22 protein-coding genes are annotated in these 25,329 nt (G+C 63.3%); 5 read left to right on the top strand and 17 right to left on the bottom strand.

What is annotated here, in order from left to right; all coding sequences use genetic code 11:
• Window positions 1-19: 19 nt before the first annotated feature.
• The 4 genes from ACEK02_RS19615 to ACEK02_RS19600 are packed head-to-tail and all read right to left on the bottom strand — an operon-like array spanning window position 20 to window position 5,754.
• Window positions 20-1,225: a 2Fe-2S iron-sulfur cluster-binding protein gene (locus tag ACEK02_RS19615; RefSeq protein ID WP_371423241.1), complete on the bottom strand. Its 1,206-nt coding sequence runs from the start codon at window positions 1,223-1,225 to the stop codon at window positions 20-22.
• The gene (locus ACEK02_RS19610; RefSeq protein ID WP_371423240.1) at window positions 1,222-2,058 is read right to left on the bottom strand and encodes a xanthine dehydrogenase family protein subunit M; all 837 of its coding nucleotides are present in this window, start codon (window positions 2,056-2,058) and stop codon (window positions 1,222-1,224) included. The genes ACEK02_RS19615 and ACEK02_RS19610 overlap by 4 nt, the downstream gene beginning before the upstream one ends.
• Window positions 2,055-4,436 (bottom strand): xanthine dehydrogenase family protein molybdopterin-binding subunit, encoded by a 2,382-nt coding sequence (locus ACEK02_RS19605; RefSeq protein ID WP_371423239.1) that lies wholly within the window; start codon window positions 4,434-4,436, stop codon window positions 2,055-2,057. Before ACEK02_RS19605 ends, ACEK02_RS19610 begins: the two co-directional genes overlap by 4 nt.
• Window positions 4,437-4,476: 40 nt before the next feature.
• Entirely contained in the window at window positions 4,477-5,754 is a 1,278-nt protein-coding gene (locus ACEK02_RS19600) for an amidohydrolase/deacetylase family metallohydrolase (protein ID WP_371423238.1), read from the bottom strand.
• Between the two features lie 211 nt (window positions 5,755-5,965).
• Between ACEK02_RS19600 and ACEK02_RS19595 the strand changes: the two genes are divergently transcribed.
• A complete protein-coding gene (locus ACEK02_RS19595; RefSeq protein WP_371423258.1) occupies window positions 5,966-6,409 on the top strand; it encodes a MarR family winged helix-turn-helix transcriptional regulator in 444 nt (147 codons plus the stop codon).
• Between the two features lie 77 nt (window positions 6,410-6,486).
• Here the strand turns inward: ACEK02_RS19595 and ACEK02_RS19590 are convergent, their stop codons facing one another.
• The 13 genes from ACEK02_RS19590 to ACEK02_RS19530 all read right to left on the bottom strand — a co-directional run bounded on the left by ACEK02_RS19590 (window position 6,487) and on the right by ACEK02_RS19530 (window position 19,473).
• A complete protein-coding gene (locus ACEK02_RS19590; RefSeq protein WP_371423237.1) occupies window positions 6,487-6,822 on the bottom strand; it encodes a 2Fe-2S iron-sulfur cluster-binding protein in 336 nt (111 codons plus the stop codon).
• On the bottom strand, window positions 6,819-8,543 hold the full coding sequence (locus ACEK02_RS19585) for an FAD-binding protein (RefSeq protein ID WP_371423236.1): 1,725 nt from the start codon (window positions 8,541-8,543) through the stop codon (window positions 6,819-6,821). The genes ACEK02_RS19590 and ACEK02_RS19585 overlap by 4 nt, the downstream gene beginning before the upstream one ends.
• Before the next feature lie 77 nt (window positions 8,544-8,620).
• A complete protein-coding gene (locus tag ACEK02_RS19580; RefSeq protein WP_371423235.1) occupies window positions 8,621-9,784 on the bottom strand; it encodes a M20 family metallopeptidase in 1,164 nt (387 codons plus the stop codon).
• A 44-nt stretch (window positions 9,785-9,828) separates the two neighbouring features.
• Window positions 9,829-11,412, bottom strand: coding sequence for a GMC family oxidoreductase (locus ACEK02_RS19575; RefSeq protein ID WP_371423234.1), 1,584 nt, complete (start codon window positions 11,410-11,412; stop codon window positions 9,829-9,831).
• Between the two features lie 185 nt (window positions 11,413-11,597).
• A complete protein-coding gene (gene ccoS / locus ACEK02_RS19570; protein WP_371423233.1) occupies window positions 11,598-11,768 on the bottom strand; it encodes a cbb3-type cytochrome oxidase assembly protein CcoS in 171 nt (56 codons plus the stop codon).
• An 8-nt stretch (window positions 11,769-11,776) separates the two neighbouring features.
• Window positions 11,777-12,277, bottom strand: coding sequence for a FixH family protein (locus ACEK02_RS19565; RefSeq protein WP_371423232.1), 501 nt, complete (start codon window positions 12,275-12,277; stop codon window positions 11,777-11,779).
• An 11-nt stretch (window positions 12,278-12,288) separates the two neighbouring features.
• Window positions 12,289-13,737, bottom strand: a complete 1,449-nt coding sequence (gene ccoG / locus ACEK02_RS19560) for a cytochrome c oxidase accessory protein CcoG (RefSeq protein ID WP_371423231.1) — start codon at window positions 13,735-13,737, stop codon at window positions 12,289-12,291.
• Between the two features lie 100 nt (window positions 13,738-13,837).
• Window positions 13,838-14,713 (bottom strand): cytochrome-c oxidase, cbb3-type subunit III, encoded by an 876-nt coding sequence (gene ccoP, locus ACEK02_RS19555; protein ID WP_371423230.1) that lies wholly within the window; start codon window positions 14,711-14,713, stop codon window positions 13,838-13,840.
• A gap of 7 nt (window positions 14,714-14,720) precedes the next feature.
• Window positions 14,721-14,885, bottom strand: a complete 165-nt coding sequence (locus ACEK02_RS19550; protein ID WP_068729582.1) for a cbb3-type cytochrome c oxidase subunit 3 — start codon at window positions 14,883-14,885, stop codon at window positions 14,721-14,723.
• A 12-nt stretch (window positions 14,886-14,897) separates the two neighbouring features.
• On the bottom strand, window positions 14,898-15,632 hold the full coding sequence (gene ccoO, locus ACEK02_RS19545; RefSeq protein WP_371423229.1) for a cytochrome-c oxidase, cbb3-type subunit II: 735 nt from the start codon (window positions 15,630-15,632) through the stop codon (window positions 14,898-14,900).
• A gap of 9 nt (window positions 15,633-15,641) precedes the next feature.
• A complete protein-coding gene (gene ccoN / locus ACEK02_RS19540) occupies window positions 15,642-17,273 on the bottom strand; it encodes a cytochrome-c oxidase, cbb3-type subunit I (protein WP_371423257.1) in 1,632 nt (543 codons plus the stop codon).
• A gap of 133 nt (window positions 17,274-17,406) precedes the next feature.
• Window positions 17,407-18,117, bottom strand: a complete 711-nt coding sequence (locus tag ACEK02_RS19535) for a Crp/Fnr family transcriptional regulator (RefSeq protein ID WP_371423228.1) — start codon at window positions 18,115-18,117, stop codon at window positions 17,407-17,409.
• Between the two features lie 105 nt (window positions 18,118-18,222).
• The gene (locus ACEK02_RS19530; RefSeq protein ID WP_371423227.1) at window positions 18,223-19,473 is read right to left on the bottom strand and encodes a hypothetical protein; all 1,251 of its coding nucleotides are present in this window, start codon (window positions 19,471-19,473) and stop codon (window positions 18,223-18,225) included.
• A gap of 178 nt (window positions 19,474-19,651) precedes the next feature.
• On the opposite strand from ACEK02_RS19530, the gene ACEK02_RS19525 reads away from it, so the two are divergent.
• From ACEK02_RS19525 to ACEK02_RS19510, 4 genes are read left to right on the top strand one after another with little or no spacing between them, the layout of a single operon-like run.
• A complete protein-coding gene (locus ACEK02_RS19525; protein WP_371423226.1) occupies window positions 19,652-20,866 on the top strand; it encodes an MFS transporter in 1,215 nt (404 codons plus the stop codon).
• A 48-nt stretch (window positions 20,867-20,914) separates the two neighbouring features.
• Window positions 20,915-21,568 carry an ABC transporter ATP-binding protein gene (locus ACEK02_RS19520; RefSeq protein WP_371423225.1) on the top strand — a complete coding sequence of 218 codons (654 nt, stop codon included), beginning with the start codon at window positions 20,915-20,917 and terminating at the stop codon, window positions 21,566-21,568.
• A complete protein-coding gene (locus tag ACEK02_RS19515) occupies window positions 21,565-24,027 on the top strand; it encodes an FtsX-like permease family protein (protein ID WP_371423224.1) in 2,463 nt (820 codons plus the stop codon). Before ACEK02_RS19520 ends, ACEK02_RS19515 begins: the two co-directional genes overlap by 4 nt.
• Window positions 24,017-25,099: a lipocalin-like domain-containing protein gene (locus ACEK02_RS19510; RefSeq protein WP_371423223.1), complete on the top strand. Its 1,083-nt coding sequence runs from the start codon at window positions 24,017-24,019 to the stop codon at window positions 25,097-25,099. The genes ACEK02_RS19515 and ACEK02_RS19510 overlap by 11 nt, the downstream gene beginning before the upstream one ends.
• Window positions 25,100-25,329 lie beyond the last annotated feature (230 nt).

The following is a 25,329-nucleotide window of genomic DNA, read 5'->3' as shown; positions in this document are numbered from 1 at the left end:
CCGCGCGAACGTCGATCTCTCACGCCGATCCGCCACGCCCGGTGAGACGGCGAACAACATTCGTCGCGCGCTCACGCAAGAGGCCAAGGATCAGCGAAACACCATTCAGATCGGCTGCCGCTGTAGGCGCCGATGTCGGATCGCCCGACAGGCGACGATCGAGATTGCCGGCGAATTCCGCAACCAGCCGCCCCGCGAGATCGCGCACCACCCCGCTGCGGCCAACCTGTGCCAGCATGCCGGTGAGGCTGTAGCCGATGGAAAGCTCCACGCGCGTGGCCACGCCGTCATCCTGCGGCACAAGCCGGTAACGAATTTCCCCTTGCGTCGTCGAGCGGCTGCGCTGGTCGTTGCCGATGCCGAGAATGCGGCCGGCGAGATTGGCCTCGTCGCGCTCGACGCGGGCGGCGCCGTTGAAATTGGCCGAGATCGGTCCAATCTTGACGCGGATCGCGCCCTCGACGCGCTCGGGTCTGGGCGTGCCGACCAGCGTGGCGCCCGGCAGGCACGAGGCGACGGCGGCGATGTCATCGAACAGTGCGAAGACCTTGGCCGGCGGATGCGCGACAGTGAATTGCTGCTCAAGCGTCGTTGATGGCGTAAAATCAGGGATCTCCAGCGGCACGACGGCAGCAGCTGGTTCAGATACGGCAACAGGCTTGTCCACCGCCAACCTCTGCGAACTGACACAGGCTTTGTGCCCCGACCCGGCCGGTCCCAGCGCCTTCCGGCCGCCATCCGGCTCCGGCGAGATGTCGCGCGCGCGGCGTTCGGTGATGACCGTCTGCACGGCGCGGACGATGCCCACATAGCCGGTACACCGGCAGAGATTACCTGACATGCCGATGCGGATCTGCTGCTCGTCGGCATCCGGCAGGCGCTTCACGAGATCGCGCGCGGAGACCAGCATGCCCGGCGTACAGTAGCCGCATTGCAGCGCATGTTCGCGCGTGAAGGCCGCGCGCAATTCACCGGCGATCTCGTCGTCGTCGAGACCCTCGATGGTGGTGATGTCAGCTCCGTCGCACGCCACCGCATAGGTGATGCAGGACCGCGTCGGCACGCCATCGACGAGGATCGTGCAGGCGCCGCAGACGCCGTGCTCGCATCCGAGATGTGTACCAGTGAGGTCGAGCGTGTCGCGCATCATATCGGCGAGACTCGTGCGCGGCTCGATGTCCTTCTTCACGATGCGGCTATTGACGGTGAGTTGGACCGAATTCATGCCGCGGCCTCCGCAACAGCCCGGCGCAACACCGTGACATGGATATGCCGGTTAGCGGCATCGCTCATTCCGGCCTTCGCCAGCAGGGCATCGGCGACACGTGCATCGAAGCGTGTCTTGAAATCGGCGGCGATCCGGCCGCCGAACAGTTCTTCGGCATTTTCAACGATGATCGGCGCGGCTTCGACAGCGCCAATGACGATACGCGCACTGCCCGCACCGGGATCGATCAGCACCGCACCGATGGCATGGGCGAATTCGCCCGTCTTGCGGCAGCTCTTCACATAGCCCCAACGTGCTGTGGGAGACATCACCGGCACGCGCACGGCTTCCAGCATCTCGCCGGGCTGCAGCACGCTTTCCAGCGCACCGAGCATGAAATCCTTCATGGCCACACGCCGCGCGCCCTTGGCACTGCGCAGCGACAAAGTCGCGCCGAGGGCCGCGAAGGTGGACACCCAATCGGCCGAGGGGTCAGCATGGCTGAGCGAGCCGCCGACGGTGCCACGGTTGCGCACCGCGCGATAGGCGATGGCGCTAGCCACACGCTGCATCGCCCCGCGGGTGACGTCGGGAATGCGGCCGTCCTCGATATCGGCGTGAGTGACGCAGGCGCCGATCACCAACTCATCGCCGGTGACTTCCACATGTTTCAGCTCGGCGAGACCGGTGATGTCGACGATCGTGTCGGGAGCCACCAGACGCAAGTTCAGCATCGGCCCGAGTGACTGACCGCCAGCCATGATCTTCACGACGCCTTCGGTGCTGGCCATTGCCGCCAAAGCCGAGGCGACATCGCGCGGGCGTTCATAGGCGAAAGGTGCCGGCTTCATGCGACCGGCCTTTCTGCATCGCGCGCAGCAAGAATGCCTTCCAGCACGCGGCGCGGTGTGATCGGCGACTGCAGCATCTCGACGCCGAGGCCGCGCAGCGCATCGTTGACCGCATTGCCGATGGCCGCCGGCGGCGCGATGGCGCCGCCCTCGCCGATGCCCTTGACGCCGAACTTGGTGTAGGGCGACGGCGTTTCCATGTGGTCGAGCCACGGCATTGGCACCTCGGTCGGTCCCGGCAGCAGATAGTCGGCAAGCGTCGTATTGAGCGGCTGGCCAGCGCGATCGAATGGCATTTCCTCATAGAGCGCCGTGCCTATGCCCTGCGCGAGACCGCCATAGATCTGGCCATCGACGATCATCGGATTGACCAGCACGCCGCCGTCTTCGACGATGACGTAGTCGAGAATTTCCACATCGCCCAGATCAGGATCGACCGCGACGGTCACCGCATGCGCGGCATAACTGAACGTGCCGCTGTCGCGCTGCGGCTTGTAGCCGGAGGTCGCCTCCAAGCCGCCGGGATCGACGTCGCCGGGCAGATCTTGCGGGCGGCGATACCAGGTATGTGCGATTTCCTTCAGCGTAACGCTGCCATTGGGTCCACGAATCTCGCCATCCACCAGAACCACATTGGCCTCGTCGACCTGCAGCAGCTTGGCGCCAATCCTCTTGGCGCGTTCGCCGAGTTCGTGGCATGCGGTCGCCACAGCGCCGCCGGCCATCACCATACAGCGCGAACCCCAGGTGCCCGTTGAATACGGTGTCATCGCCGTGTCGCCGTGGACGACGCGAATCTTTGCGACATCGACGCCGAGCATTTCGAATGCAACTTGCGACAGCGTGGTCTCGAGGCCCTGCCCGTGCGAATGCACGCCGACCTTCAGCTCAAGCCCGCCATCCGGCGTCAATCGCGCCGTCGCCTGTTCGTGACCCGGCACCATCGGAATGCCCCAGCCGGAATAGACCGAGGTGCCATGCGCGGCCTGCTCGCAATAGATCGAGAGGCCGACGCCGATCAGGCGTCCATCCGCCTCACCTTTGCGCTGCCGCGCACGGATGCCCTCAATATCGATCTGCGCGACCGCGCGACGTAAGGCTTCGGGATAATCGCCGCTGTCGAAATGCTTCTTGGTGATGTTGTCGAACGGCATCTGCTCCGGCCGTACCAGATTGCGCAGACGAACGACGCCGGGCTCAAGCCCTGCTTCAGCCGCAACAAGATCGAGCATCAGCTCCAGCGCAAAACAGACGCCCGTGCGCGCGACGCCGCGATAAGGCAGGATTGGGCACTTGTTCGTCGCGACCGAATAGGTCCGGCAGCGATAGGCCGGCATCTGATATGGCCCTGGCAGAATGCTGACCACCTGCGCCGCCTCGAGACAGGCCGAGAACGGATAGGACGAGTAAGCGCCGGAATCGACGGTCGCTTCGCAATCGATGCCGCGCAAGGTGCCGTCGTTATTGGCATAGACTGTGATCTTGTAGTGATGCTCGCGGCAGTTGGAACTGGCGACCAGATGCTCGCGGCGATCCTCGATCCAGCGCACCGGAAAGCCGCGCTTCATGGTGAGCCACGACAGGCAGACTTCCTCCGGCAGCAGAATGCCCTTGTGACCGAAACCGCCGCCGACATCCGGCGAGACGATTCTGATCTGCCCTTGATCCATCTCAAGGCAATCGGACAGACCATTGCGCACAATGTGGGGCATCTGGCTGCCCGTATAGAGCGTGAGCTGATCGAGACGATGATCGAATGTGGCGATGACACCCCGGCCTTCCAGCGGCGACATGCATTGCCGCGCGGTCGCGATCTCGCGCGTCACCTTGATCGGCGCATCGAGCGCGCTGGAAATATCGAGTTCGAAGAAGCTTTCGAGAAAGACATTGTCGCCCCAGTGCTCATGCACCAAAGGCGAGCCGGGCTCGCGCGCCTTGAGCATGTCGTAGACGGCGGGAAGCTCTTCGAGATCGAGGGTGACGGAGGCTGCGATATCCTCGGCCTCGGCACGCGTCGGCGCGACGCACATGGCGACGAGTTCGCCGACCTGCCGGATTTTATCGGTCGCCAGAATCGGCTGCTCGGAGGGTTTGAAGCCCGCAAGGCCGGTGATGGCGCGAATCGGCTTGATACCGACCAGGTCAGCGGACGTGAACACCACGTCGCGATAACGTTCGGGAATATGGATCGCGCGGATTCGCGCATGCGCCAGCGGACTGCGAACGAAAGCGACGTCCTGCAGTCCCGCGAGCCTGATATCGCCAACGAATTGCCCGCGCCCGCGCATGAGGCGATCGTCCTCCTTGCGCGGCACGCGCGCCCCGACGCCCTGCTTTGACGCAGGCGCAGCGGAAGAAAAATCACGCTCATTGCGCATCGACGAACCCTCAGCGTCTTTCACGAATATGCGTGTACCCTCAGGCCGCAACGGCCTGAGGCAGGATCGGCGCGATCGGCTCAAAGCGAACGCCTTCACGCAGACAGAAGGCCGGCTGCAGCAGGCCGTTCGAAATCACCTCGGTGTTCTCGTTGTCGCGCAGGACGTAGCGGCCGGGTTTCTCGACGAGCACCGAGACGTCGGCATCCATGCCGACCTTCAGCGAGCCGATCTTGTCGGACAGGCCGATCATCTTGGCCGGATTCGACGTCACCATCGGCACCACCTGCTCCAGCGTGAGGCCAAGCGAAATCATCGAGCTCATCGCCTGCACGAGGCTGAACTTGGCCTGGCCCTTGAACGGATGATTCTCGTCGTCCTCGTGCTCGTCCGGCGTACCGGCAGGCGCGGGCACCTCGGTGTTATAGCCATGGATATCGGCACCGAGCGTGTTTGGTACGATGCCGGCCGCAATCGCCTTCTTGGCGAGGCGATAGGAGAAGTGGCTGCCATGGCCGACATCGATCTTGAGGCCGCGATCGATCGCCGCCTGGATTACCGGATGCACCTCGCCTTCGCGATTAACGAAGCCGCCGGGATGCCGCGTAAACGGATGCGCCAGCACATCGCCTTCCTTCAACAGCGGGATCACGCGCTCCAGAATCGTGTCGACGTCCTCGCCATTGGTGCCACTCTCAGGGAGACCCCAGAGCTGGCCGAAATGCACATAGACCGGCAGCTCGGCGCGCTTGCCGATTTCCGCCGCCATCTCCAGCACGCGAATGCCCCAGCGCGCGAAGCCGCCAATTTCAGCGTGGGCCTTGATGCCACGCACCAGATCGCGATTGGCCGTCGCCGACTTCACGGTCGCATCGACATCGACACCATCGGGGCTGTAGAGGTTCGGATAGAAGTGGCCTTCAAGACCGCCGACGAGATAGGCGGAGAGAAACGCGTAGACCCGCGATTTCGCGGGCTCGGCGATGAAATGGCGAAAGCCGGGCAGCGTCATGCAGGACGGACCGCCCTGGTCGACCAGGGTCGTAACCCCGGATTGTACGCCGACCATGTCGGGATTCATGCCGAAGCGGCCGCTGACGTATTGAAAGACGTGCGCGTGGGTATCGATCAAGCCCGGCAGCACCAGCTTGCCGGTCACATCCACCACTTCCTTCGCGCTGGTCGGCAGAATATCGGACTGCACGGCGGCGATCTTGCCATTGCGAATGGCGACATCCTTGATGCCGTCCACGCCGGCAGCAGGGTCGATAACGCGACCACCGCGCAGCAGCAGGTCGAACGAGGCAGTAACAGACATGGCGATCTCCTTACGCTTTGGTGGCACCTTTAGAGGTTCACCAAAATACGAAGCATACTTCGTATTTTACAAAAGCAAAGTCCGTGCCATAAAGATTGCAATGCGGTATTTTCAGAGCGCCCGCACCATCGAGCAGCAGCCGACACAAGGAGAGACTGCGTTGCCCCAGGCCAAGCCGCGCCGCGACAAGCCCGTCCACAAGCCCTGGCCGCTGGCCCAGCGACCGGGATTTCTGATCCGGCGGCTGCACCAGATCCATGTCGCGCTGTTCCAGGAAGCGTGCAGCGCGTTCGAAATGACCCCACTGCAATACAGCCTGCTGTCTGCATTGGCGGCGCGCCGAACGGCCGATCAGACCAGCTTAGCCGCTGATATTGCTCTGGATCGCACGACGACGACGGGCGCGCTCAAGCGACTCGAAGCACGCAAGCTGGTCGAGCGTCCGATCAGCGACGACGACCGCCGCGCCCGCATCTGCCGGCTCACACCGGCCGGCGCTGCCCTGCTGGACAAGATCGAGAGCGCCGCCCGCGAGGCGCACCGCGCCACGCTCGGCAACCTTACCAAGACGGAACAGACTGCGTTTATTGCGATGATGCAGCGCATTGTCGCGGCCAATAGCAGCCGCGATGGCGCCGCCGATCTATCGGATTGAATGGCGCCAAGGCGGCTCTTCTGGATTAGAGCGGCTATAAATTAGTCAACCTGATCGCGCAGCGGGCAGCAGCCGCTTCAGGTTCGCGGCATCAGGCGTTCGTCGGGCGGAGCGATCTCAGTGACGAGATCGCGGATCAGCGCCTTTTTCGGCAGCGGCGCCAGCGACGTTGTTCCCTCTTTCAACCGAACCGTGCAGGCGTAATCGACCTTGCCGTCGATCAGCATCATGCATTCCTTGCAGGCATTGGCATTGATGCAGGAGAAGCGAAACGCCAGCGAAGGATCCACACTGCGCCTGATGGCACGCAGGCCGTCGAGAATGGACTGGCCGTGCTCAAAGGGAATGTCGAACGTGTCCAGATGCGGCGTTACGCCGGGTACGCCGCGCTGGATGCTGAGTGTCGCTTTCATGCAGCAGCCTTTCCGGTGGTGGGCATCGCTTTGCGCAAGGTCATGTCGCCATCCGACATCGAGACGATCTGGTTGATGCTCCAGGCTTGATCGAGACCGGGATGGTCGTCGCGCTGATGCGCGCCGCGGCTTTCATTGCGCGCGAGTGCCGGCACGGCAACCGATTGCGCGACGGCGAGCATGTTGCGCAGGTCGAGCCAATCGGCCAGCACTGGATCGAAGGTTTCTGCTGAGGCGAAGGGCCTGTCGCCGACATCGGCCTTCAATTGCGCGATGGCTGATATCGCAGAACGCAGTTTCGCATCGGTGCGGAATGGGCCGACATCGTCGGCCATCACGGCCTGGAGCTTGACGATGACCGCTGCCGGATTTGGCGCGTCGCGCTTGCTCGCGCTGCGCAGCAGATCGATGGCCGGCTGCGCCGCATCGGCGGACCACATCGACTGCCTCCCAGCGGCGCGCTTCGCGGCACTCTGGCCGGCCCGCGCACCAAACACAAAGGCTTCAGTGATCGCATTGCCCGACAGCCGATTGGCGCCATTGGCGCCGCCGACGGCTTCGCCGCTGGCATAGAGCCCGGGCACGCCGGTCGCCATCATCTCGTCCACGCGAATGCCGCCCATATGATAATGCGCGATCGGCGCCACCTCGACCGGGCCTTTTGCGAGATCGATGCCGTTGTCGGCGAGCCGATCCACCACCGGCCCGAACGCCTTGCGGATCTCGGCTTCAGGCACATGCTGGAAGCTGAGATAGGCGCCGCCGGCGGGACTGCCGCGTCCGGCCTCGACTTCCCTGGTGATGGCATAGGTCGCCAGATCGCGCGTGAGCTTGTAGGTGCCGTCGCTGCGCGCGTCCTTTGTGGCATAATCCGTTTCGAATTCGCGCATCTCGGAATTCAAGAGCTTGCCGCCGAGCTTGTAACGAAACGGATCCCACATGATCGGGTCCATGCCGACGAGGCGCGGCGCGAGATGGCCGATGGGGAAGAACTGCACGAATTCCATGTCGATCAGTTCGGCGCCCGCGCGCAATGCCAGCGCATAGCCATCGCCGCCCATATTCGACGACGCCGAGTTGCGGCGATAGAGGCCGGTCAGTCCGCCGGTCGCGATGACCACGGCCTTTGCGGCCAGTGTCACGGTCTGCCCGGTCGGCAGATGCAGCGCCGTGGCACCGCAGGCTTCGCCGTCGCGCAGCGCGATATCGACGATGGTGAGGTCGCCGATACGACGGATGCCGCTCGCATTGTTGAGTTGCGTGCGCAGCGTCTTCGACACCGCAGGCCCGGTGGAAAGAAAATCCACATAGGCGCAGCGCGGACGATCGTGACCTGGCGCCTGCGCCTGCTTGATGTGACCATCCTCGCGCGCCCAGCCGACCTTCCACGCATCCATCTCGCGCAGTCGCTGCGGCCCGTGCTCACACAACAAAGCTGCAAGCCGCTCGTCGCAAAGCCCACGGCCAGCCGAGAGCGTATCGGCGAGATGATGCTCCCAGTGATCCGGTGTCTGCTCGCCCAAAGCGGCTGCGACCGTCATCTGGGCCATTACCGTGGCGCCGCCACGCCCGATCAGGCTGCGATCGGCAAGAATGACGGACGCGCCACCCTTCGCTGCTTCCAGCGCCGCATACATGCCAGCGCCACCGGCGCCGATGACGAGGACATCGGATTCGAGATGGGTGGGAACCGAAGTATTGGAGGGAGATGATGTCATCATCAGGCGAGTGTCCCTTCAAACAAAGGCGTTGTCAGCAACCGTCGCTGAGCCAGAACCATGCCACGCTCTGCCTTTCGTCAGATCTCCGTGCGCAAAATCGCCCGCGCCAGCGTTTGCGCGCGTGGAACGATGCTGTCGATGTCGAGCCACTCCAGATCGGTATGGACATTGCCGCCGACCGGACCCAGGCCGCAAAGCGTTGGCGTGCCGACGCTGGCGGTGAAACCTGAATCCGCGCAGCCACCGGCGAATTCGCCGGTCAGCGTGGCGAGACCCGAGTCGACAGCGGCCGCCTGATAGGTCTCGAACATCGCCTTGGCAGCAGCGTCCTGCACCAGCGGCAGGAATTCGCCGTTAATATGCAGCTTCGCAGTCGTGCCCGGCACGGTAGATGTCGCGATGATCTTTTCAATCGCGCTCATGATGGTCGCGCGGTCGGCCGGTTCGATGTAGCGAAAATCGATCTCGCCTTCGGCATGCGGCGCCGTGGTGTTGACCGACTGCCCGCCCGACACCAGGCCAACATTCAGCGTGATGCCCTTGTCCATGTCGGTTAGCGCATGGATCTGCACGATCTTGCGCGCGAGCTCGCCGATCGCACTGATGCCGACCGAAAAATTATTGCCGGAATGTGCGGCCTTGCCGAATACCTCGAAGCGCATGAATACGCCGCCCTTGCGGCCCGTGGTGATATTGCCGGTCGGACGGCCCGGCTCCGAATTATAGACCGCGCGTGCAGCGCGGCCCTCACGTTCGATGATCGGCCGCGACGAGCGCGATGCTATCTCTTCATCGCCGGTAATCAGCAGCTTGATCGGGCACGGCGCCGCATCGAATTTCTTCAGCGCCGCGGCAACGAATACGTTGATGACGACGCCGGCTTTCATATCGGCCACACCCGGGCCATGGGCAAGATTGCCCTTGATCGTGAAGGGACGTTTCGCCACCTCGCCTTTCGGGAAAACCGTATCGCGATGACCCATCAGCAGGATTGGCTTCTCGTTGCTGCCAGGCTTGCTGATCAGCCCATGCACCGCATCACCATAGACATCATGCGGTTCGCGCCAGGTCTCGATGCCATACTCGGCGAAGTGCTGCTCGAAGCGGGCGCCAACGGCATCGACACCTTCCTTGTCGAAGGAGCCGGAATCGATGTTCACGACGTCACGCAGCAGATCGATCATCGGTTGCTTCTGTGACGCCAGCCAGTCGATGATCCGGGTTTCGGTAGTGTTCGGCATGAATTGTCCTTCAGTCACTCTTGGGGCGCTTAAGTTGCGTGTTCTTACTTCGCCATCGCCACGGCAGGCGCGGCGTTGTTCTCCTTGCGCATCATCATCCGCGCAATGGCTTCACCGATCACCACCGTGGTGAAGTGGGTATTGGCACGGCAGTCCGAGGGCATGATCGACGCATCGGCGACGCGCAGGCCTTTGAGGCCCTTCACCGTGCCGTCCGGATTGACCACGCCACCCGCGTCCTTGAAGCCGGTCATGCGGCAGGTACCGGCAGCATGCTGGATGTCGCCGGTGTCACGGCGCAGCACGGCTTCGAGCTCACGTGTCGGCAAGGCCGCCGCCTGCGGCAGCGTCATGTCGGTATCGGTGAGGCGAATCCAGTCGGCAATGCCGGCCAGCGCCGGCTGGGTCGTGATCACGGCCAGCCGCTTCACCGCGTCGACCATGCGCAGCATGTCGCGGGAGTCGGCCAACATGTTCTCCTCGACGATCGGATCGATCGACGCATCAGTCGATGCGAGCTTCAATGTGCCGCGCGAGAAGGCATTGAACAGGCCGGCGCCGATCGCACCGGGATTGCCTATGCCGCGATGGTTGAACGCGATCAGGATCATGTCGCGCTTGCCTCCATCGGCCAGGTCCGACGAGTAGGTCACGCAGCAATTGGTATGGCGGGTGTCCTTGTCCTTCGGTGCAACATCGTCATGGAGCCTGATGGTTGTCCGGAACAGCGGATGATCGAAGAAATTCCGGCCGACGGGCAGATCGCATTCGACGGCGATGCCCATGTCGTTCAGCTCCTCCGCCGGACCGACGCCCGAGCGCAGCAGGATGGCCGGGCTGTGGATCGAGCCACCGCAGAGCACAATCTCGCGCGCGCTGATTTCCTGCGTGCCCTGCCCGTCGATATGCACGATCACGCCGGTCGCCTGACCATCCTTGATCACGACACGATCGACCAGCGCGTGACCGCGGATATCGAGATTGGCGCGGCCGCGCGCCGGCTCGAGATAGGCTTCATTGGTGGAGATGCGGCGCAGATTGCGGCTGTTGATCGGATAACAGGCAACGCCTTCGCCATCCGGCCCGTTGACGTCGTTGCACCACGCATAACCCGAGGCCAGCGCCGCATCGCGCAAGCCCTTGTCGATTGGGCCCCATGTGTCCGGCGGCGCACGATAGACCGGCAGCGGGCCGCCGCGGCCATGGCCGGGCCTGTCGCCGAAGTCGAGATCATCCTCAATCACCGAGAATAGCGGCATCACGTCCTTCGCCGACCAGCCCGTGCAGCCGAGCGACGCCCATTCGTCGAACGCATCGGCGACGCCGCGGATCGCGATCTGTCCGTTCATCATCGAGGAGCCGCCGAGGCCCTTACCACGCCAGTAGAAGCGCTGGTCCTGCGACGCGACGCGGCGCGAATGCAACTGCGGCCATTGCCACTTCTCCTGGAATTCGCGCTGGTGAATGATCGGGATCGGGTTCGGCGTGGTCACTTCCCAAGGCGCATCCGCCGCGCGCCAGTCGAGGCCGGCTTCGAGCAGCAGCACGCGCGTGGCTGGATTTTCGGAGAGCCTGGCAGCCACGGCAGCGCCGGCAGATCCACCGCCGACGACGATCACATCATACATAGTGCTTCATTTCTTTCTGCTGAGGCGCATCGCACCGGTCTCGACCGGCACAACGCGTGCAAAACCCGTTCCCGGGAGTATGCGCCCGGCGCACAGCAGACGCTAGCAGGCGCGTTGCAGAGGCAACACGCGACAAAGGCATAGCCATAAAGTTGTAAAGGTAAAAAATTGAACGGCAGGCGGCCTCAGCCGGGATCGCGGGGCTTCTTCGCGGGCGTATCCTCATCGAGAATCGCGCGCCATCCGGCACCTTCCAGATCCTCATACTGACCGCTTTTCAGCGACCACATGAAGGCCCACAGGCCGAGCAGCCCGAGCGCGAGTGCCAGTGGTACGAGGACGATGAGGGACTGCATGCCCGGGCCTATTTCAGCACAAGGCGGTTCTTCGACAGGAACATGCGCTCGCCGCCGGCCTCACCTTCCAGCACCAGATCCCACAGGCCCGGCGCCAGTTCGGCGACCTTGCCGCGATAGACCGCATCGCCCATGTCGACCAGCTCAACCGGCCGGTCGGCGCGACGATCCGCCGGTCGTTCAAGTCGCCCGGTAAAGCTCAGCCCCGTGATCGGATTGCCGTTGCGGTCGCGCGCCTCGACGCGCACCGCGGCATCACCAACTGCGTCGCGCTCGACATGCGCGCTGACTTTCCAGCCGCGGCTACTCTGGCCCCGCGCAGCCTCGATCTCGTTGCCGTAAGCAAGACTGGCGGTATAGGGACTATCCACCTCGACGCCCGGCAGCGTTTCCAGCGCGAACTTCATCATCACGATGTTGACGCCTATGATCATGCCGAAAAACAAAATCAGGCAGATCAGAACGAATCGGCCGGTGATGGGACGCGGTGTGGCCAAGGCGCTGTTCATACTGTTCTCCTTCACGGTGCGACGAAATGATCGATCGCCGACGCCATATCGCCATGAACGGCATCGCTCACGCGCATCACCAGCGGGATCGACTTTTCGGGATTGCTGGCCGCCGGCGCCGTCACCAACACACGCAGTTCGGTGGTCTGGTCGCGGCCGAGCACGATTTCCGGTCGCCCTGATGACACGGCATCCACGCCCACCACATGCACCGTGGCATTCACCGGCCCGCTGACATCGAGCGTGACCACGCGCCCGGCCCCGCGCTTGTTCAGCAACCGTACGGTATAGGCATTGCGGATCGAGCCGTCACTGAGGCGAACCGCGACCGGATTGCGGTCATGCAGCACGTTGATGTCGAGCAGGGTGCGGGTCAGCAGCGCGTAGAGCATCACGGCGCCGACGGCCATGATAAGGCCGGCATAGGTCACCGTGCGCGGACGAATGATCCGGTAGATCTCCGGCTTGCCTGCCTTGCGCCTGGCGATATTGATGTCCGTGTCATAGCCGATCAGCCGGGTCGGCCGGCCGATCTTGCTCATCACACCGTCGCAGGCGTCGATGCACAACCCGCACTGGATGCAATCCATCTGCAACCCGTTACGGATGTCGATGCCCACGGGACAGACATTCACGCATTGATAGCAATCGACACAGTCGCCCGCGGGCTGACCGAGTGCACGCAGCTCGTTGGCCTTCTTCAGCGACGTCCGCTGCTCGCCGCGATCGGTCTTGTAGGTGACATTGAGCGCCCACTCATCCGTCAGCGCCGCCTGAATGCGCGGCCACGGGCACATATAGAGACAGACCTGCTCGCGCATCCAGCCGGCCAGCACATAAGTCGTCGCCGTCAGGATGGCGATCCAGATGTAAGCGAGCGCCGGCGCCTGGAACGTCACGAGCTCCTTCACCAAAGTCGGCGCGTCATTGAAGTAGAGCACCCAGGCGCCACCGGTCCACCATGCGATCATGAGCCAGATGGAGTGCTTCATCGTCAGTTCGACGACACGCTGCAGCGTGAAACCTTCGGCCTCCTTCTTCATCCGCTCGCGGCGATCGCCTTCGATCAGCCGCTCGACGGCAAAGAATAGATCAGTCCAGACCGTCTGCGGACAGAGATAGCCGCACCAGACGCGACCACCGACGGCATTCATCAGGAACAGCGTCAGCGCGGCGAGGATTAGCAGGCCGGTGAAAAAATAGACTTCCTGCGGCCACAGCTCGATGAAAAAGAAATAAAAACGCCCGTTCGGCAGATCGACCAGCACGGCCTGATCGGGCGCCCCAGGGCCACGGCTCCAGCGCAGGAAGGGCAGCAGGTAATAGATGCCGAGGCAGACCGCCATCAGCGCCCATTTGATGCGCCGGAACGTGCCGGAGACCTTTTGCGGATAGACTTTCTTCTGCGCCGCATAGAGCGGACCGTAGTCGAATTCCTCTGGCGCAACAGGCTTGTTCATGGCGGTCACTCTCGTCTCTGGAATGACCCTAGACTTCGCCGGTGAGGCGCAATTGATGTACGTCAAACGCGCGGGCGGAATCGCCCGCGCGCGCTATGACTTATTGTCCACCCCCCAGCGAGTGGACGTAGATCGTCAGTGCCTTGATGGTCGCCGGATCGAGACGGCCGATCCAGGCCGGCATCACGCCGTTGCGGCCATTGGTGATGGTCTCGACGATGGTCGCCTCGTCCGAACCGTAAAGCCAGATATTATCGGTCAGGTTCGGCGCCCCCATCTCGGGATTTCCCTTGCCGGCGTCGCCGTGACACGAGGCGCAGTTGTCGGCGAACAGTTTCCGGCCGGCAGAGGCGTCGTAACCCTTGGCCGTCGGCAATCCCGACAGTGAGCGCACGTAGTTCGCAACCATCTCGATCTCCGGCTTCTTCAACATGCCGTCACGACCGAAGGCCAGCATCGATCCCTCACGCGTTTCCGCATGAGCGGAACGCGCGCCGAACTGGATAGTCTTCTCGATCTGCTCCAGCGTGCCGCCCCACAGCCAGTCGTCATCGTTCAGGTTTGGGAAGCCCTTGGCACCGGCGGCTCCAGTGCCGTGACACGGCGCGCAATTGTCGCCGAACACTACACGGCCTCTGGCGCGCCCCAGTGCCAGCAGCGCTGGATCCTTCTGGATTTCCGCGAGCGGTGCAGCGCCGAGCACCGCCATCTTGCCTCCGCGGATCTTCTCGAGATTGGCGAGATCGGCAGCGACATCCGCACGTGACGAATAGCCCATGACGCCCGTCGCATAGCTCTGCACCAGCGGCCAGGACGGATACACGATCCAATAGCCGATCGCCCACACGATGGTGAGATAGAAGGTCATCACCCACCAGCGCGGCAGTGGCGTGTTGAGTTCCTTGATACCATCCCAGGAGTGACCTGTGGTGGTCTTGCCGGTCGCCTTGTCAAATTCGCCTTCGTGATCGCTCATGATCTGATCAATCCTCTCGCAACGGCTGACGCGCGGCTGCGTCAAACATCGCCTTGTTGCGGGGCCACAATGCGTAGGTCAGAATTGCGATGAAGATCCCGACGAACACTGGCGTCCAGAATGTCAGGACAAGGTTCGACGCGAAGTTCTCGACGGTCAGGATTGCGCGCATGCTTTCATCTCCTCAGCGGAGGTTTGCTCTTTCGTTGTAGAGTTTGAAATCGACCAGCGTGCCGAGCATCTGCAGATAGGCGACCAGTGCATCCATCTCGGTCGGCAGCCCCGGCTTGCCGTCGAAGTTGCGTGCCACCGATTTCGGATAACGCTTGAGCAACGCGTCGGTGTCGCCGTTATCGGGATCGGCCTGGGTCTTCAGATCGGCCACCGCATTGGCGATCTGTTCATCCGTATAGGGCACACCCACCGCGCGGTTTGTGCGCAGATGATCAGCGATGGTCTCGGTGCTGACAGGCGTATCCGCCAGGAACTTGTAGGACGGCATCACCGATTGCGGCACGATCGAGCGCGGATTGCTCAGATGCGTGACATGCCATTCATCGGAATATTTGGCGCCGACACGGGCCAGATCGGGCCCGGTGCGCTTCGAGCCCCACTGGAACGGATGGTCATACATGCTCTCCGCCGCGAGCGAATAGTGCCCGTAGCGTTCGACCTCGTCGCGCAGCGGCCGCACCATCTGCGAATGACAGAGATAACAGCCCTCGCGGACATAGACATTGCGTCCCGCAAGTTCGAGCGGCGTATAGGGCCGCATGCCCTCGACCGCCTCGATGGTGCTCTTGAGATAGAACAAAGGTGCGATCTCGACGATGCCGCCAATAGCGATAACGAGAATGATACCCACGATCAGGATGATCGAATTCTTCTCGAAGATTTGGTGCCGGCTCCAGAATGACATGATTGATCCTCACTCAGCGGGCTGCAACGTGGCGCCGGGGCTCGATAGCGCGCCCTCTTCCGCCTCGCCAACGCGCACGGTCATCCACAAATTCCAGGCCATGATCAGCGCCCCGATCAGGAACAGCCCGCCGCCCGCTGCGCGGATGATATAAAACGGGTGCATCGCCTCGACGCTTTCGATGAAGGAATATTCCAGGAAGCCCAGCGACGTGTAAGCGCGCCACATCAGTCCCTGAAGGATGCCCGACACCCACATCGCCGAGATGTACAGAACGATGCCCAGCGTCGCGATCCAGAAGTGCCACTCCACCAGCTTGAGGCTGTAGAGCTGCTTGCGATTCCACAGCCACGGCACGAGACAGTAGAGCGCGCCAAAGGACACGAAGCCGACCCAGCCGAGCGCACCGGAATGCACGTGGCCGATGGTCCAGTCGGTGTAATGGCTGAGCGAATTGACCACCTTGATGGACATCAGCGGGCCTTCGAAGGTCGCCATGCCGTAAAACGCCACCGACACCACCAGCATGCGGAGCACCGGATCGGTACGCAGCTTGTCCCATGCGCCGGATAGCGTCATGAGGCCATTGATCATGCCGCCCCAGGAGGGCATCCACAGCATGATCGAGAAGGTCATGCCCAGCGTCTGCGTCCAGTCGGGCAGTGCCGAATAGTGCAGGTGATGCGGGCCGGCCCAGATATAGAGAAAGATGATCGCCCAGAAGTGCACGATGGACAGGCGATAGGAATAGACCGGCCGCTCCGCTCGCTTCGGGATGAAGTAATACATGATGGCGAGGAAGCCCGCGGTGAGAAAGAAGCCCACCGCGTTATGGCCATACCACCACTGGAACATGGCATCCTGCACGCCGGCCCAGGCGACGTATGACTTGGAGCCAAAGATCGAGACGGGCAGCGCCGGGTTATTGCCGAGATGCAGCACCGCAATGGTGATGATGAAGGCGAGATAGAACCAGTTGGCGACGAAGATATGCGGTTCCTTGCGCTTCACCAGCGTCATCAGGAACACCAGCAGATAAGTCACCCAGACGACGGTCAGCCAGAGATCGGCATACCATTCCGGTTCGGCATATTCCTTGGATTGCGTGACACCGAGCAGATAGCCGGTGCCGGCGATCACGATGAAAAAGTTGTAGCCGAGCACGACGAACCACGGCGCGAGATCGCCGGCGAGACGGGTGCGGCAGGTCTTCTGCACCACAAAGAACGAGGTGGCGATCAGCACGTTGCCGCCAAAGGCGAAAATGACTGCCGAGGTGTGCAGCGGCCGCAACCGGCCAAAGCTGGTCCAGGGCAGGTTGAAATTCAGATCCGGCCAGGCAAGTTGCATGGCGATCAGGAGGCCCACGGTGAAGCCGGCGATGCCCCAGAACACCGAGGCCGCAGTGGCGAACTTGATCGGCCCGAAATTGTAATTCGGCCGCCCGTTAATTTCCTGCGGTGGCAGCTCGCCGCGCTCGAAATAGCGATTGAGGATGACGAACACGGAAGCCAGGCTGGCGAAGCCGGCCAGCGTCACGTGGAAGGCAAAGGCCGTATCTTCCGCCTTGGCCGCTGCGATGATGGAGAGAAACACGATGGCCGCGAAGATCAAGGCCAGACCGGCCTCACCGATCGTCATCCACTTCACGCTGTCAATCTGTTTCGTCATGATGATTCTTCCCCGAACACGCGTCCATCAATCACGGCGGTGCGCTCGGTGAATTGATCGAAATCAAAGTTGCAGGGAGATGGCCCGTCGCAAGCGCTCTGGGTTAGGCAAAAGCGGAAGCCAGGGCGAATTCGGTGTCCAACAACCGGACTCTGCCCGGCAGAATTTCGATCGCACCTCGGCGTTCGAGCTTGGCCAGCGTCCGGCAGACCGTCTCGACGGTGAGGCCGAGATAGTCGGCAATATCCCGCCGGCTCATCGGCACCGGCAGCGGATCGACATCGCGGCCGAGCTGCACCAGCCGATTGCGCCAATATGTCAGAAACACGAGGAGTTTCTCTTCCGCCGCGCGGCGGCCCAGCGAGAACATTCTGTCATGCGCCTCGGCAATCTCGGCCGCCATCAGGGCGATGATCTCGTTCAGCACATAGGGCCGATGACTGGCGAATTGCGCGAACTTCTCACGCGGAATTTCCCACACCACTGCAGGGCCGATTGCGGCGGCGGACACTTCATGATGCCCCTGTGTCGCGATCTCGAGGATGTCGCCCGGCAGCGCAAAACTTATGATCTGGCGGCGATTATCGCATTCGGTCCTGTAGATGCCGACCACACCCTCGACCACGCTGAAGCATTTGCCGGCCGGGGCTGTCTGCGTGAACAGGACATCCTGTGCGGCGTAAGGCACCCGCTCGCCCAGCGCCAACAACTGGCGCAGATCGGCCGGGCCAAGGTGGGACAGGAAGCCGCCCGGCTGCGCGGCTGCATTTGCACAAGGCACCGCGAACGACGATGCAGCCATCAGCTTTGTCATGCGCATCCCGGGTTTCTATTGGCCGCGCGGAGTTGCGGGGCACCTTGGGATAGCCGGATGGGCATGACGTACATTGATACACATCAATCCCTGCGATTGTGAATGTTAGAACGCCTCGCTTTCGATCGTCGCAACCGTTTTGGCATCGAGCAGATGCGCGCCCCAGCCGCGTTTCGCCAGTACATGCGACAGCTTTGGCGACGCCAGCAGCAACAGCGCAGTCATCACCAGCGGCACTGCGCCGAACCAGTCCATGCGAATCGGCGTGAGCTCTTCGGTACTGCCGGCGTAGTCGCCACGCCGGCACCAGATATCGCGGCAGATGCGCAGCAGAACGCGCCTGTCGCCGCCGCGCTGCGCGCTGCCAAGCAGCACCTGCATGGCCTGATGCGTGACGACGCCCTCGCACCTTGCCGGCGCGACCTCCGGGGTCTCGCCTAGCGAAACACGCAGCAACAGGGCGACCAGATCGACGCCGGCCAGATAAGCCGCCATCGGCTCCACCAGCCGCGGATTGCAGTCGATATAGAATGGTCCGCTGCCGTCGCCGGACATGATGAAGTCAACGGATAGAGCGCCGTGCCAGGCGAGATGCCGGCCGATGGCCGCGAGGTCGTCGCGCACGCGGTCGCGTCGCACGCTGCGCTTGAGGGCATCACCGCCGCCGGCCCCCTCCATGATCTGGCGATAGGCGTGAAAGCCGACGAGTTCGCCGCGGCAGAACACACCCTGAGCCTTCTCGGTTGCGCCGGTGACACATGCTTGCACCAGCACCTCGCCGACAAAGCCGTTGCCAGCCTCGACCTCTCTCACGGCCAGAGCAAGGTCAGCGTCGTCACGCACCTTCCAGACGCCGCGGCTGGCAGTGCCGATCGCCGTCTTGATGACGCAGGGAAAGCGGACAGAAGCGCGCAATGCATCAACACTGGCGACGATCCGCGTCTCCGGCTGCGGCAATCCCAGCTCGCTCAATACGCGGCTGAAGCCAGCCTTGCTATGCGCCCTGCGGTAGCTATCGAAGGTCGGCAGCGCGAGGCCCGTGCGCGTCTTCAACCGCTCCTGCACTTTCGCGAACAGAAAGCCCTGTTCGTGGATCGGCAGCAGCACGTCGTAGTCACCTGTCGCCAACAGATCCTCGATAAAGCACAGGAAGCCCAATGGGTCGTCCCGCATCCCCGGGCAGCGGTGATATGTGCGGACAAATCCCGAGAACCGCGCCAGCCCGGCAGCGGCGGGGTCGCAGACATCCACCACATGGCCGGCGAGGCCGAGCACGGTGACAGCCTCCCGCGCGGAGGTGCTGGTGCCTTCCGACAGCAAAATCCGCAGCGGCTTAAAAATCGGGCGGCTCGTCATGCTGCTCAATCATGTCGCATTTTCAGGTCACGGTCGCCTGGGCCGGTGCCGCCCTGCACGGGCCGCAACACCTGCATGTCGCAGCGCTCATGGACATTAACCTGCTGCGAACGTAGGCATAGCGCATCTTTTCGAGGCTGCAAAAAGCGGCCATCAGCCGCCTTGGGTGGAAACGCATATGGTCGATATTCCGGCCTCGACCTCGCATCTCGCATCGCGAGACCACGCCCCTTCGGCGACGCGGACGCTGGCGGCAATTTCCACCGCGCATTGGGTCAGCCACTTCCACATCTTCGTGCTGCCGATGCTGTTCCCGTTCCTGAAGGACCGGCTCGGCGTCGGCTATATCGAGCTCGGCTTCGCGCTGACTACCTTTGCCGTCGTCTCCGGCCTCACCCAGGCCCCGATCGGCTATCTCGTCGACCGTATCGGCGCGCGCAAGATCCTGATCCTCGGCGTCATGCTCGGCGGCTGCGCGCTGATCGCGCTCGGCCTGTTGCTGAGCTATCCTGCGCTGATTGTCTGCGCCGCGCTGCTCGGCCTTGCCAATAGCGTCTATCATCCGGCTGACTACGCCATCCTCGCCGCCCATATGGACGAGTCGAAGATGGGCCGCGCCTTCTCGATCCATACCTTTGCCGGCTTTGTCGGCGGCGCGGTCGCACCGCCGCTGATGGCTGCGTTGCTGGTCGGCATCGGCGGCCAGGGCGCGCTGATCGTCGCCGGCGCCATCGGCGTGGCCATCGCACTGATGCTGATGGTGGTCGGCATTCCCGATGCCGGCGCGATGGCGGATGGCGATGATGCCAAGGGCTCCGAGTCGCCGAAGGTCAGCATGATGACCCCGGCGATCCTGATGCTGACGCTGTTCTTCACGTTGCTGTCGCTGTCGCAGAACGGCATCAACAGCTTCGGCATCGTCGCACTGATGAACGGCTACGGCACGTCGCTGTCATCGGCGAATATCGCACTCACCGCTTTCCTCGCTGCCAGCGCCATCGGCGTGCTCGCCGGCGGCTGGCTGGCCGACCGCACCCGGCATCACAGCCGGGTCGCCGCGGTGTGCTTCACCATCAACGCCGCCATCATCTGCGCCATCGCAGTGTTCACACTGCCGACGCCGGTGATCGTCGCCGCCATGACTATCGCAGGCTTCCTCGGCGGCGTGCTGACGCCATCACGCGACATGCTGGTCCGCGAGGCCGCCCCTCCCGGCGCTGCCGGCCGTGCCTTCGGCATCGTTTCCACCGGCTTCAATTTCGGCGGCATCATCAGCCCTATTCTCTTCGGCTGGTTCATGGACCATGCGCTGCCGCATTGGGTTTTCGGCGCCTCCGCCTGCTTCATGGCGGCAACGGTACTGCTGGCGCTGGTATCGGAACGCAAGCGGTAACGCCGGCGTCATCGCGCAGGCGCTATGCTTCTGTTATGATGGCGCCGCATGCTCACGGTTCGCCATCTCACCAAATCCTATCGTTCAGCCCAGGAACAGGTCGCCGTGCTGCGCGGCGTCGATCTCACGGTTGCCGCTGGCGAGAGCGTGGCGCTGACCGGCGAATCCGGCAGCGGCAAGAGCACGCTGCTGCATCTGATCGCCGGCCTCGATGAGGTCGACGGCGGCGCGATCCAGCTCGGCGACATCATCGTCACCGGTCTCAACGATTCCGCCCGCGCCGCCTTGCGCCGCGATCGCCTCGGCCTCGTGTTCCAGCAATTCAACCTGATCCCCTCGCTGTCGGTCGCCGACAATCTGGCGTTTCAGTCGCGTATCTCCGGCAAGCATGACGCGGCCTGGCAGAACGAACTCACTGAACGGCTCGGCCTCGGCGCATTGCTCAGACGCTATCCCGAGCAGCTTTCCGGCGGCCAGCAGCAGCGCGTCGCCATCGGCCGCGCGCTGGCTTCGAAACCGCTACTGCTGCTGGCCGATGAGCCCACCGGCAATCTCGACGAAGACACGGCCGATGAGGTGTTGAAACTGGCGCGCGATCTGGTGGCACGCACAGGCTGCGGCTTCCTGATGGTGACCCATAGCGAGCGCCTCGCCGCCACGCTGGATCGCCACGTCCATCTTCATGCCGGACTGATCGCGTGAGACGCGCGCTCTGGATTCTCGCGGTGCTGCTCAGCCACTGGCGCCGGCATCCGATGCAGTTCGCGACGCTCCTGATCGGCCTGATCGCCGCCACCGCATTGTGGAGCGGCGTGCAGGCGCTCAACCAGCAGGCCCGCACCAGCTATGATCGCGCCGCCGCCGCTTTCGGCGGCACGCGCACGCCGATGCTGGTGGCCGGCAATGGCAGCGCGTTTGCGCAACAACTCTTCGTCGATCTGCGCCGCGCCGGCTGGCCGGTCTCGCCCGTGGTCGAAGGTCGTGTGCAAATCGCCGGCCGCTCGGTGCGCCTGCTCGGCATCGAGCCGGTGACCATGCCCGTAGAAGCCAGCGCCGCGGCGGAGACCGGCAGGACCGGCGCACAGGCCTTTCTCACACCGCCCGGACAAGCCCTGATCGCACCGGAAACACTGGCCAGCCTCGGCCTTACTGAGGGTGCGACGCCTGCGCTCAATGACGGAGCGCTACTGCCGCCATTGAAGCTGCAGCCGCAGCTCGCACCCGGCGTGCTGGTCGTCGATATCGGCATCGCCCAGAAACTGCTGAAGATGCCGGATCAGATCTCGCGTCTGCTGATCGGCAGCGCCAAGGGCCCCCGCGCGTCGCTTGAGAGCGTCGCCCGCGATCGGTTGCGGCTGGTGCAGCCGGATGCCGAGACCGACCTCGAACGTCTCACCGACAGTTTCCATCTCAATCTCACCGCCTTCGGCCTGCTGTCCTTCTTCGTCGGCCTGTTCATCGTCAACTCCGCCATCGGCCTTGGCTTCGAGCAGCGGCTGCCGATGCTGCGCACCTTGCGGGCTTGCGGCGTCTCGGCGCGGCAGCTCAACAGCGTACTGGTGCTGGAACTTGTCAGCATCGCTCTGATTGCCGGCGTCATCGGCCTCGTCTGCGGCTACTTCATCGCCGCATCGCTGCTGCCCGATGTCGCCGCCAGCCTGCGCGGACTCTATGGCGCGCAAATCCCGGGGCAACTGACACTGAAGCCCGAATGGTGGTTCGCCGGTCTTGCGATTTCCATCATCGGCGCGCTGCTGGCCGCGACATCGAGCCTGCTGAAAGCTGTCCGCCTCCCCTTGCTCGCCACCGCGCAGCCCTATGCCTGGCAACAGGCACAGCATCGCTGGCTACGGCTGCAAGGCACGGGCGCGTTGCTCGTATTCCTCGCTGCAGGACTTGCGCTGTGGCTTGGTGATTCCCTGATCGCGGGCTTCTTCGTGCTGGCGGCACTGCTGCTCGGCGCAGCACTCGCATTGCCGGTGATCCTCGGCATCGTTCTTGCCGGCGGCGAACGCAGCACGCGACGCCCCCTCGTCACATGGTTCTGGGCCGACAGCCGGCTGCAACTCTCCGGCCTGTCGCTGGCGCTGATGGCATTGCTGCTGGCGCTCGCCGTCAATGTCGGCGTTGGTACCATGGTCGAGAGTTTCAGCCGGACCTTTACGGGATGGCTCGACGGACGGCTGGCGTCGGAGATCTATCTGAACGCCGCGAGCGAAGCACAGGCGATCGAGATCAAGACCTGGCTGAAGACCCGCCCCGACGTGCAGGCAGTTCTGCCCGGCAGCCGCACCGACATACAGTTCAACGGCGCGCCAATCGAGCTTCTCGGCTTCGCCGATCACGCCACCTATCGCGATCAATGGCCGCTGCTGGATTCCACCAGCGATGCATGGGATCGCGTGCGCAGCGGCGACGGCGCGCTCATCAGCGAACAACTCGCGCTGCGCATGAAGCTCAAACCCGGCGATCGTCTGGACGTGCCGACGCCGACCGGCAACTGGCCGCTCGACGTCGTTGCCGTGTATGCGGATTACGGCAATCCGAAAGGCCAGATCGGCGTCAACATCGATGCGCTGGTCAAACATTTCCCTGACATTTCGCAGACCCGCATGGGCCTGCGCGTCGCGCCCGCTAATGTCCCGGCGCTGATCACGGCCATTCGCGCACGCTTCGGTCTCGATGGCCGCAACCTCGCCGATCAGACGACGGTGAAAACGGAATCATTGGCGATCTTCAACCGTACATTCGCGGTGACCGCCGCGCTCAACGCCTTCACGCTCGGCGTCGCCGGCGTCGCCTTGCTCACCAGCCTGCTCACGCTGAGCAATTCGCGCCTGCCCCAACTGGCGCCGCTCTGGGCCATCGGCATCACACGCCGCCGTCTCGCCGGCATCGAGTTGCTGAAGACGCTGTCGGTCGCCTTGATCACCTCACTGCTTGCGCTGCCGCTCGGCCTGCTGGTGGCGTGGTGCCTCATCGCCATCGTCAATGTGAAGGCCTTCGGCTGGCGGCTGCCGTTCCATGTCTTTCCGCTGCAGCTGGTCCAGTTGCTCGGCGTCGCCATGCTGGCCTCATTGCTCGCAGCCCTGCTCCCGATCCTGAAACTGCTGCGCATGCAGCCGGCCACTCTGGTGAAGGTATTCGCCAATGAGCGGTAGTCGCCTCACGCGTCGTAGCCTCATCGGTGCCGCCGCGCTGCTCGGCCTCGGCGGTTCGCGCGTGCTCGCACAGGGCTTTGCAGGTCTCGGCCGCGATGCCGAAGGCTTTACGGCTGTCCTGCCAGGCCGCGCGCTCACGTTCCCCGCAGATCACGGCCCGCACCCGGACTACCGCATCGAATGGTGGTACCTCACCGCCAATCTCACTGACGCCTCCGGCAATGCCTATGGTGCGCAGTGGACGCTGTTTCGTCAGGCGATGGCCTCCGGCGCGCAAGGCGATGGCTGGGCAACGCCGCAGATCTGGATGGGCCATGCGGCGGTGACATCGGCAACAACGCATCATGCGGCCGAAACCTTTGCCCGCGGCGGAGTCGGACAAGCCGGCGTGACCGCGGCGCCGTTCCGCGCATGGATCGATGCGTGGGAGATGCGCGGGCTCGAGAACTTCGACGACATGTCGGTTGCGCCGCTCGACCTATCCGCATCGTCGGCGGAATTCAGCTACCGGCTCCGTCTCGATGCACTGCAGCCGCTCGTACTGCAAGGCGACAACGGCTACAGCCGGAAGTCCGAACGCGGTCAGGCCTCATATTATTACAGCCAGCCTTATTTCACTGCGCGTGGTGCACTCATTGTCGACGGCAAGGAGATCGCCGTCACCGGCCGCGCCTGGATGGACAGGGAATATTCCAGCCAGCCGCTGGCTTCGGACCAGACCGGCTGGGACTGGTTCTCGCTGCATCTGCCAGAAAACGAGAAATTGATGCTGTTTCGTCTGAGGCAGAAGGACGGCGCGCATTATTTTGCCGGCAACTGGATCACCGATGGAAAATCCGAACAGCTTGCCCCAGGCGCGATAGATATGGCGCCGACAGTCATGACGGAGATCGCCGGCCGCAGGATCCCGACATCATGGAAGGTATCGATCGCATCACGCGGGTTACAGATCGCAACCTCGCCGTTGAATTCCAAGAGCTGGATGGCGACGAGTTTCCCCTATTGGGAAGGACCGGTGAGCTTCACCGGCAGCCACAGCGGTACAGGCTATCTGGAAATGACGGGGTATTAGGGGGTTATCTTCTTAACCTCTCCCCGCTCTGCGCGGGGAGAGGTCGAAATGCGAGCGGAGCGAGTATTTCGGGTGAGGGGCATGGCATTGAGCTTGCCCCACTTGCCACACCCTCGGATCGCACCATCCGACCCGCGAATAAGAGCTTGTATTTTCCGCCATACCTCGCCCCTCACCCGGAGCCGTCGCTTCGCGCCGGCCCCGACCTCTCCCCGCGATGCGGGGAGAGG

This window comes from Tardiphaga sp. (genome assembly GCF_041424195.1).
Taxonomy (GTDB): Bacteria; Pseudomonadota; Alphaproteobacteria; order Rhizobiales; family Xanthobacteraceae; genus Tardiphaga.
This window is presented reverse-complemented; position numbering and strand designations above follow the sequence as displayed.

Bases quoted from the DNA above. Each gene is read 5' to 3' on its own strand.
- ACEK02_RS19615 (WP_371423241.1), bottom strand. From the start codon at position 1,225: ATGAATTCGGTCCAACTCACCGTCAATAGCCGCATCGTGAAGAAGGAC.
- ACEK02_RS19610 (WP_371423240.1), bottom strand. From the start codon at position 2,058: ATGAAGCCGGCACCTTTCGCCTATGAACGCCCGCGCGATGTCGCCTCG.
- ACEK02_RS19605 (WP_371423239.1), bottom strand. From the start codon at position 4,436: ATGCGCAATGAGCGTGATTTTTCTTCCGCTGCGCCTGCGTCAAAGCAG.
- ACEK02_RS19600 (WP_371423238.1), bottom strand. From the start codon at position 5,754: ATGTCTGTTACTGCCTCGTTCGACCTGCTGCTGCGCGGTGGTCGCGTT.
- ACEK02_RS19590 (WP_371423237.1), bottom strand. From the start codon at position 6,822: ATGAAAGCGACACTCAGCATCCAGCGCGGCGTACCCGGCGTAACGCCG.
- ACEK02_RS19585 (WP_371423236.1), bottom strand. From the start codon at position 8,543: ATGATGACATCATCTCCCTCCAATACTTCGGTTCCCACCCATCTCGAA.
- ACEK02_RS19580 (WP_371423235.1), bottom strand. From the start codon at position 9,784: ATGCCGAACACTACCGAAACCCGGATCATCGACTGGCTGGCGTCACAG.
- ACEK02_RS19575 (WP_371423234.1), bottom strand. From the start codon at position 11,412: ATGTATGATGTGATCGTCGTCGGCGGTGGATCTGCCGGCGCTGCCGTG.
- ccoS (WP_371423233.1), bottom strand. From the start codon at position 11,768: ATGCAGTCCCTCATCGTCCTCGTACCACTGGCACTCGCGCTCGGGCTG.
- ACEK02_RS19565 (WP_371423232.1), bottom strand. From the start codon at position 12,277: ATGAACAGCGCCTTGGCCACACCGCGTCCCATCACCGGCCGATTCGTT.
- ccoG (WP_371423231.1), bottom strand. From the start codon at position 13,737: ATGAACAAGCCTGTTGCGCCAGAGGAATTCGACTACGGTCCGCTCTAT.
- ccoP (WP_371423230.1), bottom strand. From the start codon at position 14,713: ATGAGCGATCACGAAGGCGAATTTGACAAGGCGACCGGCAAGACCACC.
- ACEK02_RS19550 (WP_068729582.1), bottom strand. From the start codon at position 14,885: ATGCGCGCAATCCTGACCGTCGAGAACTTCGCGTCGAACCTTGTCCTG.
- ccoO (WP_371423229.1), bottom strand. From the start codon at position 15,632: ATGTCATTCTGGAGCCGGCACCAAATCTTCGAGAAGAATTCGATCATC.
- ccoN (WP_371423257.1), bottom strand. From the start codon at position 17,273: ATGACGATCGGTGAGGCCGGTCTGGCCTTGATCTTCGCGGCCATCGTG.
- ACEK02_RS19535 (WP_371423228.1), bottom strand. From the start codon at position 18,117: ATGACAAAGCTGATGGCTGCATCGTCGTTCGCGGTGCCTTGTGCAAAT.
- ACEK02_RS19530 (WP_371423227.1), bottom strand. From the start codon at position 19,473: ATGACGAGCCGCCCGATTTTTAAGCCGCTGCGGATTTTGCTGTCGGAA.
- ACEK02_RS19525 (WP_371423226.1), top strand. From the start codon at position 19,652: ATGGTCGATATTCCGGCCTCGACCTCGCATCTCGCATCGCGAGACCAC.
- ACEK02_RS19520 (WP_371423225.1), top strand. From the start codon at position 20,915: ATGCTCACGGTTCGCCATCTCACCAAATCCTATCGTTCAGCCCAGGAA.
- ACEK02_RS19510 (WP_371423223.1), top strand. From the start codon at position 24,017: ATGAGCGGTAGTCGCCTCACGCGTCGTAGCCTCATCGGTGCCGCCGCG.